We start from the raw sequence: 14642 nt of genomic DNA, 5'->3' as shown, positions 1-14642 counted from the left end.
AATTATAAGCCTCGCTCTTTATTCCATGGACGTACTTTCATGCCTTCATCTAATGAGTGCACGCCAGCAGAAACGACAATTTGGCCTTCTTTAATACCGCTTAGCACTTCAATGCCGTCGCGGTGTACTTGGCCCACTTTAACGGCTTGTTTATTAACAACACCAGTTTCTGGGTTATATATCCACACATAGGCGTTATCTGACACGCTTTCTTTAGCTTCAGAAAAAACCGACTCAACCGGCAAAATAGTGTAAGCCACTTGCGAGCTGGTTACTTTTGATAAATCGATAAATACACGGCCCGTCATCCCTGCAAGTAGGTTAAAGTCTTTAGGCACTGGTAGCGAAAAAACAACTTTGTAGGTAAGCGTAGTAGGATCGGCCTGCGTGTCCCACTCTTTTAAATCAAGGGTGTACTCTTTATTATCATAACCGTCAAACACAACGGTAGGGTGGTAGTCACTGCCTTTTTTAATGCGCGCTATTATTTTTTCAGGAACTTGGATTTCTACATCCATTAAATCGCGGGTCTCTAGGCGTAAAATGTTTTGCTTGGCTTGAATGTTTTCAAAGTTTTTAACAAATACTTTGGCTACAGTCCCTGCAAATGGGGCGCGCAGCTCGCTGTATTCTAGGTTGGTTTCGGCAATTTTAAAGGCAGACTCTGCCACTTGCATATTGGCCAATGCTTCATCGTACTCTGATTGACTTGCGATTCTTTTTTCAAGTAATTGTTCAATGCGGCTAAGTTGTGATTTAGCAAGCTCATAACGGGCTTTTCTATCATCGTACTGTAACTGAAAGTCTTCTGGGTCAAGCTTTGCTAAAAGTTGTCCTTTTTCAACTTCTTCACCTGCTAATACCGGAAACTCTACCAGTTCACCATTGACTCTAAATGCTAAGTACGAGCCTTGGTTAGCAACCACTTCAGCAGGAAAACTGCGCACATTTGTTTGCGAATCATGTCCTATATTGAATAACTTTACAGGCCTAATGGGCTCTTCTTTTACTTGCTTTTCTGGCTCAGAACAGGCCATTAAGGTAAGTAAAGTCGTAGTAAGTATACATAGACGAAAGAGTTTCATGTCTTCTCCGTGGCAATGATGGGCAAAATAATTAAGTGCAGGATACGCCGCAACCATATAAAATAAAATTCATTAAATTTTAGAAACATAATAAGTTTTATTTATGATCATGTTGAGCGCAGTATGAAGCTGAATCAATTACAAATTTTAGATGCCATTGTACAAAGTGCAAGTTTAAGTGGCGCGGCGCTTAAATTACATAAAACTCAGCCTGCGCTTACCTTAGCAATTAAAAACCTAGAGGCAAAAATTGGCTTTGAACTACTTGATAGAAGTAAGTACCGATTACAGTTAACTGAAAAAGGGCGTGTTTTTCATCGCGAAGCACAACAATTATTGCATGCAAATGATGAGCTATCGCAGCTTGCTAAAGAGCTTGCACTGGGTAACGAGCCACAATATCGAATTTGCTACGAGCAAATTTGTCAAAAAGACAGTTATAACGAGATCATAAGTAATACTTTTAGACTATTTAAGCGTACAGAGTTTAATTTAACCAGTGGCAAACGCTTTGTCTCTTTAGAGCAAGTAAATAGTGGGCAAGTGGAGTTAGGCATAGGCCCCTGGTTTGACTTATTTCATGCAACAGGGCACTTAGAGAGCCTACCAATTGGTAAATTAAACATTGGAATTATTGCATCTACTAATGCGTTTCCTAAGTACATGACCTTTAACGAGCTACAAAATTACCCGTGTTTGGCTATGTTTGAAAGTGACTTAAGCATAGACAGCGACAAGCTTTCGTATTCAAAAGGCTCTGCCTTAATGAAGATTGACGATGTAACCAATTTAAAGTCGTTTTTGCTTGCTGGTGCCGGCTGGGCAATGATGAACATAGACTATTGCGCCCCTGAAATAGAAGCAGGGCTGTTGCAGCAAATACAGATAAACGACAGAGAAGATGAGTTTGGCATAGAAGTACGTGCATTTAGGCGTGATGCAATACACCATGGCCCTGTCGCACGCTCTATTTGGGAGCAATTTAAAGTACTCAGTGAGGCGTACGTTAATGACAGATAATATTGATAAAGAAACCCTCATCTACACCATTATTGCAAATATACCTGCAGGTTTTGTAGCAAGTTACGGGCAAGTAGCAACGCTTGCCGGTTATCCGCAAAATTCACGCTTAGTAGGGCGCCTTTTAAAGCAAATGCCAGATGATTCTGTTATACCGTGGCACAGAGTAGTAAACAGCCAAGGTAAAATATCATTCCCTGCAGGCAGTGATAAATACCAAGAGCAGCGCCAAAAGCTATTATTAGAAGGGGTTAGCTTTAAAAACGACAAAGTAAATATGCGCGAGTGTAGATGGCAGTAGTGAACGTATTATTGTAAAAGAGCTTTTAAAGGCTGCTTTATTACAAGTGAGTGGCTTACTTTTTTGTTTTACCTATCGTAAACCTACAACAAATAGGGGTATTCAGCTTGTAGTTTTACCTTTACCACAACCTCCTTATCTAGCTTTGTGAATGAAAAACTTACAATGATAAGCGATATATTGTCTATTTTTTACACAATAAAAATATACACGGCAAAGTAAAAACACCTCCACACCTACCTATAGCTAAAATGGCATTAAATCAATTAAGCGTCGAGATTTGGCATAACATTTGAACTACTTATTAGTTGTAAATAGATATTGAGCATACCAAATGTTGGCTCAAGGGCGCGTTTAAAAATGGTATCTCATTTACATTAAGGTAAAAACGTAAGTAATCCTCAAGCCATCTTAAAAGTGACTGATAAATTATTTAAAAAATACGGTTTTTCACATCGCTAGTGATGAATGATCAAGCTGATGAAGTGTAAATATTTAGTTTTAAGCATGAGGGTTATTAAAACCAAATATTAAGGACTAACAAACTATGACTGACCCAACTTTATTGATTTTAATGTACTTTGTGATCCCTGTGTGGCTTGCTGCTGGTATTGCTGATTGGTTTTGTCATCGACGTAGTAATATTTCTACAACCAGCGGTGCTAAAGAGTCATTTATTCATTTATTAATGTTTGCCGAAGTGGGCATTCCGTTAATCCTCGTTTTAATTTTTGAAGTTAATAGTTTGATTATTGCCCTTTGTATTGTGTTGTTTTTTCTGCATGAGCTTACAGCAATGTGGGATGTAACTTATGCGGTAAGTAAGCGAAGGGTAGGGCCGGTAGAGCAACATATACACAGTTTTTTAGAAATGATACCCCTGTTAGCTTTGGTATTAATTATTGCGCGCCATTGGGAGCAATTTACCGCTTTATTTACTCCAGGCGGCTTTCCTCCTCACTTTACGCTTGAATTAAAAGCCTCTCCTTTACCAATAACTTACTTGGCAACGGTGCTATTTATAGCACTTGCGCTAGAGTTTACGCCTTATTTAGAAGAGTTCATTCGCGATATACGTGCTAAAAAAGATAACACTTAATCTGCTTAAGTTATTTAAGCAGTTAATTTATGCGTGCTTAAATAGGCACGCTCTTGCTCACACTGTGCTAAATGGTGCTGCTGCTTGAGCACAGGTTTTAGTGCCAAGCTCAGGTGCTGTCTAAGGTATTGCTAACCAGAGCCTCACCAATACTTAGTGGTGCTTATTTAGGTATAATTGAAAAAAGGCTAGGTAAAAATAGCGGCTGATATACGCCGCTATTATTTTATAAAAACAATAAGCTGAGATTAACTAATATGAGTGAGCCATCATGACTATGGTAGATGCTGCCCACCTGTCACACCCATTATTTCAGCGGTTATGTAACTTGACTCTTGCGATGCTAAGTAGACATAGGTGGGTGCTAGTTCAGCAGGCTGGCCTGGTCTACCTAATGGTACGTTATCACCAAATTCAGGCAATTTTTTAGCCGGTTGGCCGCCACTTTGTTGAAGTGGGGTCCAAATTGGCCCAGGAGCAACCCCATTAACCCGAATGCCTTTATCAATCACCATTTTTGCTAAGCTTTTAGTAAAGCTTGTAATTGCGCCCTTAGTCGATGCGTAATCAAGAAGCCCAGCAGAGGGTTGATAGCATTGGATAGAGGTTGTATTAATAATACTAGCGCCCGGTGGCATATGTTTTACCGCCGCCTTTGTTATCCAAAACATAGCAAATACATTTGTTGCATATGTTTGGCAAAATTGCTCGGTAGATAAATCGTCTAACTCGGCAACAAACTGTTGTTTACCCGCATTATTCACTAATATGTCGATTGAGCCTAAGTTCTCAACGCTTTGCGCCACAAGGTCGTTACAAAAACTCTCATCAGAGATATCGCCTGCAATTCCCCAAGCTTTGCTACCGCTGGCTTTTAAAATATCGAGTGTTTCTTTCGCATCGGCTTCTTCGCTGGCTAAGTAATTAATAACCACATCGGCACCTTCTCTGGCAAATGCAATGGCAACCGCTCTGCCAATGCCCGAGTCGCCCCCAGTGATCAACGCCTTGCGGCCTTTTAATCTGTCGCTACCTACATACGTATCTTCGCCGTGATCTGCTTTAGGTTTTAAAATTTCATCTAGGCCTGGGTCTGGTTGATCACTGTCTTTTTCGGTTCGTCCCATTTGATATTGGCTTCTAGGGTCTTGCATCGTAAATTGGTTAGTTGGCATATCAACGTCTCCTTTAACGTAAAGTTTAAGTTGGATTAACTGCATGTAATCACAAAGAGCCTAATGGCATATAACGCAGAAATGCGTGTTACCTACCTCTTTGCTTGGCGGGAATAGACGTAAAAGTGAGTGTGGTTGTAAAATATTGAGTATAAGTAGCAACTTACTAATGTAGCACTTGCCTCAATTGTAGAGTCAGCTTGGAATGCGCCCACTTTGTATCTCCTTTAACGTATTTGCTTGGTCAAGGTTTTACTGACCATTTATATTGAAGGAGCAATAGGTATGCCATAGCGTTACATTTAAAATATGAAGCTATCTCACTTATTTTAATGCATTTATTTTTAAACTAGGAAAAGAGTAAGTGAATAAAATGGGTAAAAAAGGGATAAGAGTACCGAAAATGTTACACGCTGTTTATCGAGCTAGTTAATTAGGCGAGTAAGGATAGTGATAGGCTTATAGTCAGAGCCGTAAATAACAGCGTTTTTAATTAAGACTTAGGTGATAACGCCTAAGCTACAACGCGCTTTTATCGCGCTTTTATATAGAAGGGTAGCAAAATTATTGTGGTTTATGTGTGTGGCATAAAATTACTAATTACATGCATTAATACACGTAATTAGTAATTGAAATGTAGTGGCACACACACCCAGCTATTACAAAGAGGTGCCAAATTGCGTGGCTAAATTGAGTGCTTTTAGCGCTATAAAACAATGTTCCTAAGCTATAAAAAATGCCACCTGCCAGTAACCAGTACAGTGCTTTTACATCAATATTTAAATAAAGTGGGTATACAATCGCAAGGGCAAACCAGCCCATAAGTAAGTAGGTAGCCAGGGAGACTTTTTTATTACCATTTTTAACCAGCACTTTATAAGCAACGCCACCAAGCGCGATTGCCCAAATAAAACTCAGTGTCCCCCAAGACCACAATCCATTAAGAGATAGCAACAAAAATGGGGTGTACGTACCTGCTATTAATACGTAAATAGCGCAGTGATCACATTTTTTATAAAAAGCGCGTAATTTTGGCTGTACACTGGCGTGATAAAGTGTGGATGATAAAAACAATACAAATAAACTAGCCCCATATACAGCGGTGCTAATATAAGCTTTTACGCTGGTGGCTTGTTTAAATAAATCCCACATTACAAACACAGCAAAAAATATTCCCAGTGCATGGCTTAATACATTGAGTTTTTCTTCTTTGCGAGAATAGGGTGCCTCTATAGTCATACTAGTCCTACCACTTATTAATTAAACTTGAGTGTACAGGTGTACGCTCAATGTTTCAATGTCAGCATTGTTACTGTAAATTTGTCACCGTACTTTTATTGATTTTAAAGGGAATTAATCGGTTATAGTGTGGTCGTATAGTCTCAATTAATTAAGGCACGTTTATCATGAAAAAAGAGCTCAAAGCCGTTTTACTTACTGCCATTGTTTATCCAGGGGCAGGGCATTTTTCGCTTAAAAAGCATTTAATAGGCTGTATTTTTGCAGGTGTATTTACGCTACTTTTGTTTATGACATTAGGTGATATTTTGGCTATAGCGCAATGTAGCGCAAATGAAATTTTAGCAGGTAAAATTCCGATGACGGCTTCAGGCATTTTACAAGCCGCTCGTAATCCATCAGGTGAATGTGCTCAGCTTGGGGAATATAAATATCTTCCTTTAATGGTGGTCATTTGGTTACTAAGTATGGCTGATGCTTATCGGTTAGGTAAAAAAGTTAAACCCAATACACAAAATAAAAAGTAATGGTAGTCGTTGTTTTAAACTGCAAATAGTGAACTAAAAATATTTACTAATAGTTAGTCAAAAAATTAAAAAGGTTAGTTAAATTAACCAAGCCTGAATGCTGCGTTGCTGTATAGTTTTTAATATAGTCTTTATATATCAATGGTTTAATTTTTGTTTTTCTGTTGGCACAACCCTTGATTATGTTATTGCGTCTAAACAATATACACAACAAGGAATACCATTATGAAACATTCAATTAAAATCGCTATGGCAAGTTTATTAGTATTAGGTTCTTCGCAAGTACATGCGAGTGAAGTGGACTTAGATGTAACTGATATTATAACGCAAAACGTAACAAGCTATATTAATCAAGCAACGGCAGAACTTGAACAATCAATTTCGCAGAGCCTTAGTTTTGATGCCCAGGCAGTACTTGAGCAATTTGTAAATCAAGCGCAAGAACAAGCTGACGTTACCACGCAGTCTACAATGCCGGTAACTACGCAAGTTAAAGCTAAATAAGTGTAAAAGGATAAGACGATGAGTAACGAATTAGGATTATTTGCACTTATGTTGGCGCCTGTTGTAAGCATGATTAGTGTTTACTATATGGTTCAAGTAATAAAAAGTATGGGAAGTTGGATCAACTTTTAATTTATAGGTAAATAATTCGATTTGAGTAAGCTGATCGACTTAGTAAAAGCGCACGTAGATAAAGGCAGTGTAATTTAAAGAAGTAGACTTTATGAAACGTGCGATTTTCCCATTACCAATATTTGTGTTACCACAAGGCTATACGCGTTTGCGTATATTTGAGCCTAGGTATTTAAACATGGTAAAAACCGCACTACAAAATAATGTCGGTTTTGTGCTATGCACCTACCAGCACGACACGCCATTTAATATTAGCGCTCAGGGCTGTTTGGTCGATATTATCGACTTTGATCAAGACCCTAGCAATATGCTACTTATTGATGTGTACGCTGCTAAAAGCGTGCAAATAAATGACGTTTACCAAGATGAAAGTGAATTGCGCCATGGCTTATTAAGCGATTGCAATACGCCGTATTGGTACAATGACTCCCACAGTGAAATTTCGGCTGATAATCAACGCTTGTCTGATTCTTTGCAGGACATATTTTTAAACAATAAAGAGCTTTCTAGTTTATATAGGCAAACCAAGTTTGATAATTTAGCCTGGGTAGCTGCCCGCTGGCTTGAACTATTACCTATATCTATCGATAAAAAACAGCAACTTGCGTTCGAAAGTAACTTTGCTAACTTACTAAACTTCCTCCATACTGTGATTAACAATGAATTTGCCTAAAATAATGTGATCTGCGTTTAATTGCTTGGCGTATAGATATGTACAAAAGCATACACGGGATTAATTATTATGGTAAGTCAACAACCCTCACCACGTTGTGAACCTAATACAGGTAAATATACTGCCATGCCAGAAACGCCAAGTGCAGAGCTTATGCAAGCTCTGCTTGATGTAGCTACTTCGCGAGACAAAAGAGCGTTTGCTTACTTATTTGAATACTTTTCGCCAAAAATTAAACGCTTTGGAATTAAGCAATTTGGCTCTGAGGCACAAGCAATGGAGCTTGTACAAGAAACACTAACCTCAGTGTGGCGTAAAGCGCATTTGTATCACAGCGATAAAGGGGCTGCGACGACTTGGGTATATACCGTAATGCGTAATGCCTCATTTGATATGCTTCGTAAAATGAAAAGTAATAAAGAAGAGAATATAAGCGAAGATATTTGGCCACTTATTAACGAATCTCAAGATACAACACTTGAATTTAGCGACCACTTGGAAGATCAACAAATTAAACGTTACCTAGACAAACTACCAACTGCACAGCGAGAGGTAGTCAGAGGTGTTTATTTCCAAGATATGTCGCAAGAGCAACTTGCTCAACAATTAAATATTCCTGTAGGCACGGTAAAATCACGATTGCGTTTAGCCTTGCAAAAATTACGTAATGAAATGGGAGATCAGCATGATTAAACATCACCCTAGTGAATCTTTACTAGCACAATATTGTTCAGCGCAGTTACCTGCATCGTTAAGCGTTGCGGTATCTATACACGTTGATATGTGCCCAGTTTGCCAAGCAAAAGTGGCAAAACTTGAAGCCGCTAATGCAAAGGATGTATTTAGCGAGCCGCCATACGCCCCTGATACATTAAATTTAAGTAACGATTTACAAGTACCAGATTTTGACGCTGACCTGCTAGATTTGATAACCGCCGATGCTAGCATTGATGAAGTTTACGAAGTTGAGCCGGTAACCGTACAAGTTAATGATCATAACTACGAATTACCACGCGCCTTAACACGCATTTCGCATGGGCGTTTTACGCAAGTGGGTAAGCTTGCTCGCTCTCGCGTTGCTATTGATGATGGCCCATTGCGCTCAAGCCTTTTACATATTGGCGCAGGGGGCGAAATCCCCGAGCATACTCATACTGGTTTTGAAGTAACATTGCTACTTGATGGTGAGTTTAGTGATGAAGAGGGCAGTTACGTGCCAGGAGACTTTATTTGGCAAGATGGCTCTCATCAGCACACCCCACTTACAAAAGATGGCTGTTTATGCTTTACAGTAGTCAGTAGTGCGCTACATTTTAATAAAGGGCTCAGTAAGTTACTCAATCCTATAGGTAACTTGATTTATTAAGAGAATTTATGCAAACAGACACAATAAAAATAGGTATTAGCGCCTGCTTAGCAGGCGAAAAAGTACGTTTTGATACAGGCCATAAAAAGTCTAACTTTTGTATGGACGAACTTGGAAAACATGTAGAGTACACGCGTTTTTGCCCAGAGGTAGCCGTAGGGTTACCTATTCCTAGGCCAACGATACGCCAAGTACGTGTGGGCGATACAATAAAAGTATGCCGACCAGATGGCACTGGCGATGTTGGGCCTAAGCTAACTGAATACGGTATAAAAGTAGCCACAGAACAAGCTAAAAACCTAAGCGGTTTTGTATTTTGTGCGAAAAGCCCAAGCTGCGGTATGGAAAGAATTAAAATTTATAACGAAGCGGGCACCGGCAATACCTCCGAAGGCGTTGGTTTTTTTGCTGAGCAAATAATGAAGCACAATCCATTATTGCCATGTGAAGAAAACGGCCGCTTAAACGACATGCATTTACGCGAAAACTTTGTAATGCGCGTGTACGCGTACAAACAGTGGCAGTTATTAGCATCTGAGCCGCTAACAGTGCATAAGCTCACCCAGTTTCACTCGCAATATAAGTACTTATTAATGGCTCATAATTATCAAGCTTACCGCGACTTAGGTAATTTACTTGGTACTTATAATGGTGATGATATTAACGCTTTAGCAGATGAGTACATTCTTGGGTTAATGAACGGCCTTAAAAAGCCTGCATCACGTAGGAATAACTGCAACACGTTAATGCACTTGCAGGGCTACTTTAAAAAAGACTTATCTAAGGTTGAAAAGCAAGAGCTACGCGATGCCATCGATGAATACCGTCAAGGTTTAGTGCCTTTGTACGTACCGCTTACTTTGTTAAAACATCATCTAAAAGTACATCCTAATGAATACCTAGAAAAGCAGGTGTTTTTTAATCCTTACCCTAATGAACTAAAATTACGTTACGGCATATAATGAATACACTTTTTTGGTTTAGGCGCGATTTGCGCCTTTTTTCTAACGAAGCGCTTATTGAAGCGCTAAATAATGGCGCTAAACAGGCCATTTTTTTTATCTGCGAAAAGCAATGGCAACAACACAACGCCGCTCCCATTCAAATAGATTTACTAAAAAGGCGCCTCAATTATATACGCGAGCAGCTAGCGCAGTACGCAATAGAGCTGCATATTATTGACGCTCCTTACTTTGACGATTGTGAAAGTGCGCTTTTATCATTTTGCGATAAACATCAGGTAAAACATGTAATTGCCAATAAAGAGTATGAGTTAAATGAAGTAAATCGTGATGCGCAAATACTTGCAAAGTGTGATGATAAAAATATTACGTTTACCCTCTATGAGGGAGATGTAATAGCGCCTGTGGGCAGTGTTAAAAACCAAAGTAACGAAATGTACAAAGTGTTTACGCCATTTAAAAAACAGTGGCTTAAACAACACCAAGATACTCACTTTAGCTTATTACCGTGGCCTTTAAAAAAACAGCCGATAAATAACAACGCACAGGCAATTAAAAGTGATGGCAGCTCAGAAAAATGGCCGGTTGATGATGAAAGCTTAGCAACCATTGTTGATAATTTTATTTGCGACAAATTAAGTAGCTACGACGATCAGCGTGATATACCCAGCATTAAAGGCACATCGGGTTTAAGCCCTTATTTAGCTCTGGGTATTATAAGCCCTAAGCAGTTACTGGTTAATATTCAAAACCGCTACCCAGATATTTTAACAACATCTAAAAGTAAAACGTTTACTTGGGTAAACGAGCTTATTTGGCGCGAATTTTATCGTCATTTAATTGCGCAATTTCCTAAGCTTTCTCGTGGTGATAACTTTAACGAAAAGTACAATGGCGTTAAATGGCGTAAAAACGAGGCTGAGTTTAAAGCCTGGTGCGAGGGAAAAACAGGTTACCCACTCGTTGATGCAGCGATGAGACAGTTAGTTCAAACCGGCTGGATGCATAACCGTTTAAGAATGGTAGTTGCCAGCTTTTTGACCAAACATTTATTAATTGATTGGCGTGAAGGCGAGCAGTTTTTTATGCAGCACCTTATTGATGGCGATTTAGCCTCTAATAATGGCGGTTGGCAGTGGGCTGCAAGCACTGGCTGTGACGCGCAGCCTTATTTTCGCGTATTTAATCCTATCACTCAAAGTGAGCGCTTTGATCCTAATGGTAAATTTATACGTAAATATTTACCAGAGCTTGAAAAAGTGCCAGATAAACATATTCATTTTCCTCATGCTTATTTAGCGTCAATAGGGGCTGATAAGCAATGTTACTGGCCGGCAATCGTAGATCATAAAGCAGCTCGCGAGCGTGCAATAGCTGCATTTAAGGGGTGATATGGAAACAGCATTACCGGTAGCAAAATTTGTAGACATATATCAAGAACTCGATAAATCAAACCTGCATTTGCTTAATGATATTTACAGCGAGCAAATTAAATTTAAAGACCCAATGCACGAAATACACGGGCTAAGCGAGCTTACCCGATATTTTTCTAATCTATATAGTAATGTTAAGCATTGTCAGTTTGATATTAGCGACACCTACGAGCGTGATGACAAAGCATTTTTGTATTGGACTATGCATTACGCCCACCCAAAACTGGCTTCTGGCAAAACTATATCGGTAGAAGGGCACAGTAAGCTGGTTTTTAAAGAAGGTAAAATTATTAACCACCGCGACTATTTTAATGTCGGTGAGATGCTATACAAGCATATTCCTATTTTAGGTGGCGTTATAAATTACATAGATAAACGAGCAGGGTAGCGATGAATATTTTAATTACAGGTGCAACCTCAGGTATTGGCGAGCAGCTAGCAATAAAGTACGCACAGCAAGGTAACGCCGTGATTGCTTGCGGCAGAAACCTTGAAAAGTTAGTTGAGCTTGAAAAGCACACCAACATTAAAGCGTGTCAGTTTGATGCCACAGACCTTAAAGACATAAAGCAAGCAACCCTTGGGTTTAGTGCTTTTGATAAGGTTATTCTTAACGCTGGTAACTGTGAGTATGTAGATGATGCCCGTAACTTTGACAGCGCTTTGTTTGAGCGAGTTATTTCAGTAAACCTGCTGGCAATGGGCTACTGCCTAGAGGCTTTATTACCAAAAATTAGTGCGGGCGGACAACTTGTACTTGTTAGCTCAAGCGTTACGTATTTACCTCTGCCACGCTCTGAGGCTTATGGCGCATCTAAAGCCGGGGTAAGCTATTTAGCGAAAAGCTTAGCAATCGACTTAAACGATGTTGATGTTACGTTGGTGCATCCTGGTTTTGTTAAAACCCCCCTTACTGATAAAAACGATTTCCCAATGCCTATGGCCGTCACTGCAACAGAGGCCGCCGATTATATGATTAAGGGGATCAATAAACGCCGTAAAGAAGTTCATTTTCCTTATCGGTTTACGCTTATTTTAAAAGCATTACGTATTTTACCGTTACCACTTTGGTTACGTTTAGCAAAAGGATTAGCCCGTTGAAAAAAATAGCAATAATAGGTTCTGGCGTATCGGGTTTAACCTGTGCTCATTTACTGCATAAGCATTACGATATTACCGTATTTGAAAAAAACGATTACATTGGTGGTCATACCGCGACAGTAGAGATATCTGATGCTGGGGTTAAACGCTCAATAGACACGGGCTTTATAGTATTTAATGACCGCACTTACCCGTACTTTGAAAAACTACTCGCGCGCATTGGCGTAGACAGACAAGAAACACAAATGAGCTTTAGTGTTCATAATCAAGCAAGTGGTTTTGAGTACAACGGACACACCTTTGCCAGCTTATTCGCTCAAAAAAGAAATATATTTAGGCCTAAGTTTTGGCGCTTGTTAAGCGATATAGTTAAGTTTAATAAATTATGTAAAGCAATGCACAGCGAGCAAAACTACCCTAAAGATCAAACACTGGGTCAGTTATTAGATACGCACGGCTTTAATGACTTTTTTAAATACCATTACATTTTACCTATGGGGGCGGCAATTTGGTCAACCAGCATCAAAGAGATGCAAAATGTAGGGGTTGAGTTTTTTGTAAAGTTTTTTTACAACCATGGCTTACTTGATGTTACAAACAGGCCTCAGTGGTATGTAATCCCTGGTGGGTCTAAGCAATACATTAAGCCGCTTATTAAAGGTTTTGCAGAGCGGATAAAATTAAATACCGACATTGAGACGGTTACACGTGTAGATAATAAGGTAATTATTACCCTTGAAAATGGCGAACAAGCTGAATTTGATAAAGTGGTATTTGCGTGTCACTCAGATCAAGCCCTTGCATTACTTGGTGATGCGACTGAGCAAGAACAGACTGTATTAGGTGCAATTCCTTATACCGAAAACTCGGTAGTACTGCATACAGATACCAGTTTACTGCCAGATAGAAAAGCCGCCTGGGCTAGCTGGAATTACTTACTAAACGAAAACACCGACAAAGCAGCGGTTGTTACATACCAAATGAATATACTGCAAGGTATTGACTCAGATACACAATTTTGTGTAACCCTTAATCACTTAGAAGGGATTAACAAAGCAAATATATTACGTGAGTTTACTTATCATCACCCTGTTTTTAACGAATCATCCATTGCCGCACAAAAACTCAAGCACACTGTTGATGGCCAAAATAATAGCTATTTTTGTGGTGCTTATTGGTATAACGGTTTTCATGAAGATGGTGTTCGCAGTGGGGTAGATGTGGCAAAGCAATTAGGTGTTGAATTTGAATAGCGCTGTATACCTAGGCGATGTAAGGCACAGGCGCTTTGCGGTAAAAAACCATCAGTTTAAATACCCGCTTTATATGATGTGGGTAGATTTAAAAAATCCGTTATTGCTTAATAACATTCACCCCATGTTAGGTACTTTTGGGTTTAAAGCACTGCGTTTTAATCAATCCGATTATTTAAACACACTACCTAACTCAGAGCCATTAAGTATTATTGAACGTGCACAGTGCCAAATAGAAAAACTAGGTGTTAAAGAGACGTTTTCGCATATTTATATGCTTGGCCAACTTAGGTGTATGGGCATTTATTTTAGCCCTGTAAATTTTTACTTTTACGGTAATAGCACCGATAACTTTAAATATATGGTTGCTGAGGTAAGCAATACGCCGTGGAATGAGCGCCATTATTATTTGGTGCCCTTACAAAAAAAAGTGAACTTTAAGAAGGCTTTCTCCGTATCACCCTTTATGAATTTAGATATGGACTACCATTGGCAGGTACAACATACAGCCGATAACACATTAATTCATATAGAAAATAAACGTGGGGATGAGTTGTTATTCGACGCGTCTTTACGATTAAAGCGAAGTCAGTTAACTAAGCAAGAAGTTAATAAATTATTAAAAAAATTTCCTGCGATGACTTTGTCTATTTTCAAAGGTATTTATGTGCAAGCACTTAAGCTGTTTATTAAAAGGGTTCCTTTTTTAGGTCATTCAGGAAAACCTTAGTATAGTTAAACAAGCTTAGTTGCAGGTAGCGATAAAATTATA

Annotated in this window: 17 protein-coding genes; 14 read left to right on the top strand and 3 right to left on the bottom strand. The window is 39.1% G+C overall.

What is annotated here, in order from left to right; genetic code table 11:
- Nucleotides 1-2: 2 nt before the first annotated feature.
- Complete coding sequence (locus tag AN389_RS01185; RefSeq protein WP_024031767.1) at nt 3-1085, bottom strand: efflux RND transporter periplasmic adaptor subunit; 1083 nt, start codon at nt 1083-1085, stop codon at nt 3-5.
- A gap of 123 nt (nt 1086-1208) precedes the next feature.
- Between AN389_RS01185 and AN389_RS01180 the strand changes: the two genes are divergently transcribed.
- The 3 genes from AN389_RS01180 to AN389_RS01170 all read left to right on the top strand — a co-directional run bounded on the left by AN389_RS01180 (nt 1209) and on the right by AN389_RS01170 (nt 3505).
- Entirely contained in the window at nt 1209-2105 is an 897-nt protein-coding gene (locus AN389_RS01180) for a LysR family transcriptional regulator (RefSeq protein WP_055019065.1), read from the top strand.
- Nucleotides 2095-2406, top strand: a complete 312-nt coding sequence (locus AN389_RS01175) for an MGMT family protein (protein WP_055019064.1) — start codon at nt 2095-2097, stop codon at nt 2404-2406. The genes AN389_RS01180 and AN389_RS01175 overlap by 11 nt, the downstream gene beginning before the upstream one ends.
- Before the next feature lie 547 nt (nt 2407-2953).
- Entirely contained in the window at nt 2954-3505 is a 552-nt protein-coding gene (locus AN389_RS01170) for a hypothetical protein (RefSeq protein WP_055019063.1), read from the top strand.
- Nucleotides 3506-3780: 275 nt separating this feature from the next.
- Here AN389_RS01170 and AN389_RS01165 read toward each other — a convergent pair whose 3' ends face one another.
- Together AN389_RS01165 and AN389_RS01160 are read right to left on the bottom strand one after the other, a co-directional pair.
- Nucleotides 3781-4680, bottom strand: a complete 900-nt coding sequence (locus tag AN389_RS01165) for an SDR family oxidoreductase (RefSeq protein ID WP_055019167.1) — start codon at nt 4678-4680, stop codon at nt 3781-3783.
- Nucleotides 4681-5289: 609 nt separating this feature from the next.
- Entirely contained in the window at nt 5290-5919 is a 630-nt protein-coding gene (locus tag AN389_RS01160) for a hemolysin III family protein (protein WP_055019062.1), read from the bottom strand.
- Nucleotides 5920-6086: 167 nt separating this feature from the next.
- Here AN389_RS01160 and AN389_RS01155 point away from each other — a divergent pair, with 167 nt between their 5' ends.
- The 11 genes from AN389_RS01155 to AN389_RS01105 all read left to right on the top strand — a co-directional run bounded on the left by AN389_RS01155 (nt 6087) and on the right by AN389_RS01105 (nt 14600).
- The gene (locus AN389_RS01155; RefSeq protein WP_055019061.1) at nt 6087-6446 is read left to right on the top strand and encodes a hypothetical protein; all 360 of its coding nucleotides are present in this window, start codon (nt 6087-6089) and stop codon (nt 6444-6446) included.
- Nucleotides 6447-6671: 225 nt separating this feature from the next.
- On the top strand, nt 6672-6950 hold the full coding sequence (locus AN389_RS01150) for a hypothetical protein (protein WP_024031759.1): 279 nt from the start codon (nt 6672-6674) through the stop codon (nt 6948-6950).
- Between the two features lie 223 nt (nt 6951-7173).
- Nucleotides 7174-7755 (top strand): LON peptidase substrate-binding domain-containing protein, encoded by a 582-nt coding sequence (locus tag AN389_RS01145; RefSeq protein WP_055019060.1) that lies wholly within the window; start codon nt 7174-7176, stop codon nt 7753-7755.
- A gap of 69 nt (nt 7756-7824) precedes the next feature.
- On the top strand, nt 7825-8448 hold the full coding sequence (locus AN389_RS01140) for a sigma-70 family RNA polymerase sigma factor (RefSeq protein ID WP_004586416.1): 624 nt from the start codon (nt 7825-7827) through the stop codon (nt 8446-8448).
- Nucleotides 8441-9121, top strand: coding sequence for a ChrR family anti-sigma-E factor (locus AN389_RS01135; RefSeq protein WP_055019059.1), 681 nt, complete (start codon nt 8441-8443; stop codon nt 9119-9121). Before AN389_RS01140 ends, AN389_RS01135 begins: the two co-directional genes overlap by 8 nt.
- Nucleotides 9122-9129: 8 nt before the next feature.
- Nucleotides 9130-10083 carry a DUF523 and DUF1722 domain-containing protein gene (locus AN389_RS01130; RefSeq protein WP_055019058.1) on the top strand — a complete coding sequence of 318 codons (954 nt, stop codon included), beginning with the start codon at nt 9130-9132 and terminating at the stop codon, nt 10081-10083.
- Entirely contained in the window at nt 10083-11474 is a 1392-nt protein-coding gene (phrB, locus tag AN389_RS01125) for a deoxyribodipyrimidine photo-lyase (RefSeq protein WP_055019057.1), read from the top strand. Before AN389_RS01130 ends, phrB begins: the two co-directional genes overlap by 1 nt.
- 1 nt (nt 11475) lies before the next feature.
- Complete coding sequence (locus tag AN389_RS01120; protein WP_055019056.1) at nt 11476-11904, top strand: nuclear transport factor 2 family protein; 429 nt, start codon at nt 11476-11478, stop codon at nt 11902-11904.
- A 2-nt stretch (nt 11905-11906) separates the two neighbouring features.
- Nucleotides 11907-12617: an SDR family NAD(P)-dependent oxidoreductase gene (locus AN389_RS01115; protein WP_055019055.1), complete on the top strand. Its 711-nt coding sequence runs from the start codon at nt 11907-11909 to the stop codon at nt 12615-12617.
- Nucleotides 12614-13870, top strand: a complete 1257-nt coding sequence (locus AN389_RS01110; protein WP_055019054.1) for an NAD(P)/FAD-dependent oxidoreductase — start codon at nt 12614-12616, stop codon at nt 13868-13870. Before AN389_RS01115 ends, AN389_RS01110 begins: the two co-directional genes overlap by 4 nt.
- A complete protein-coding gene (locus tag AN389_RS01105) occupies nt 13863-14600 on the top strand; it encodes a DUF1365 domain-containing protein (protein WP_055019053.1) in 738 nt (245 codons plus the stop codon). The genes AN389_RS01110 and AN389_RS01105 overlap by 8 nt, the downstream gene beginning before the upstream one ends.
- The last annotated feature ends 42 nt before the right edge of the window (nt 14601-14642 follow it).

This window comes from Pseudoalteromonas sp. P1-7a (assembly GCF_001401855.1).
Taxonomy (GTDB): domain Bacteria; phylum Pseudomonadota; class Gammaproteobacteria; order Enterobacterales; family Alteromonadaceae; genus Pseudoalteromonas.
The sequence above is the reverse complement of the archived record's forward strand: the minus strand, read 5'-3'. Positions and strand labels throughout refer to the sequence as shown.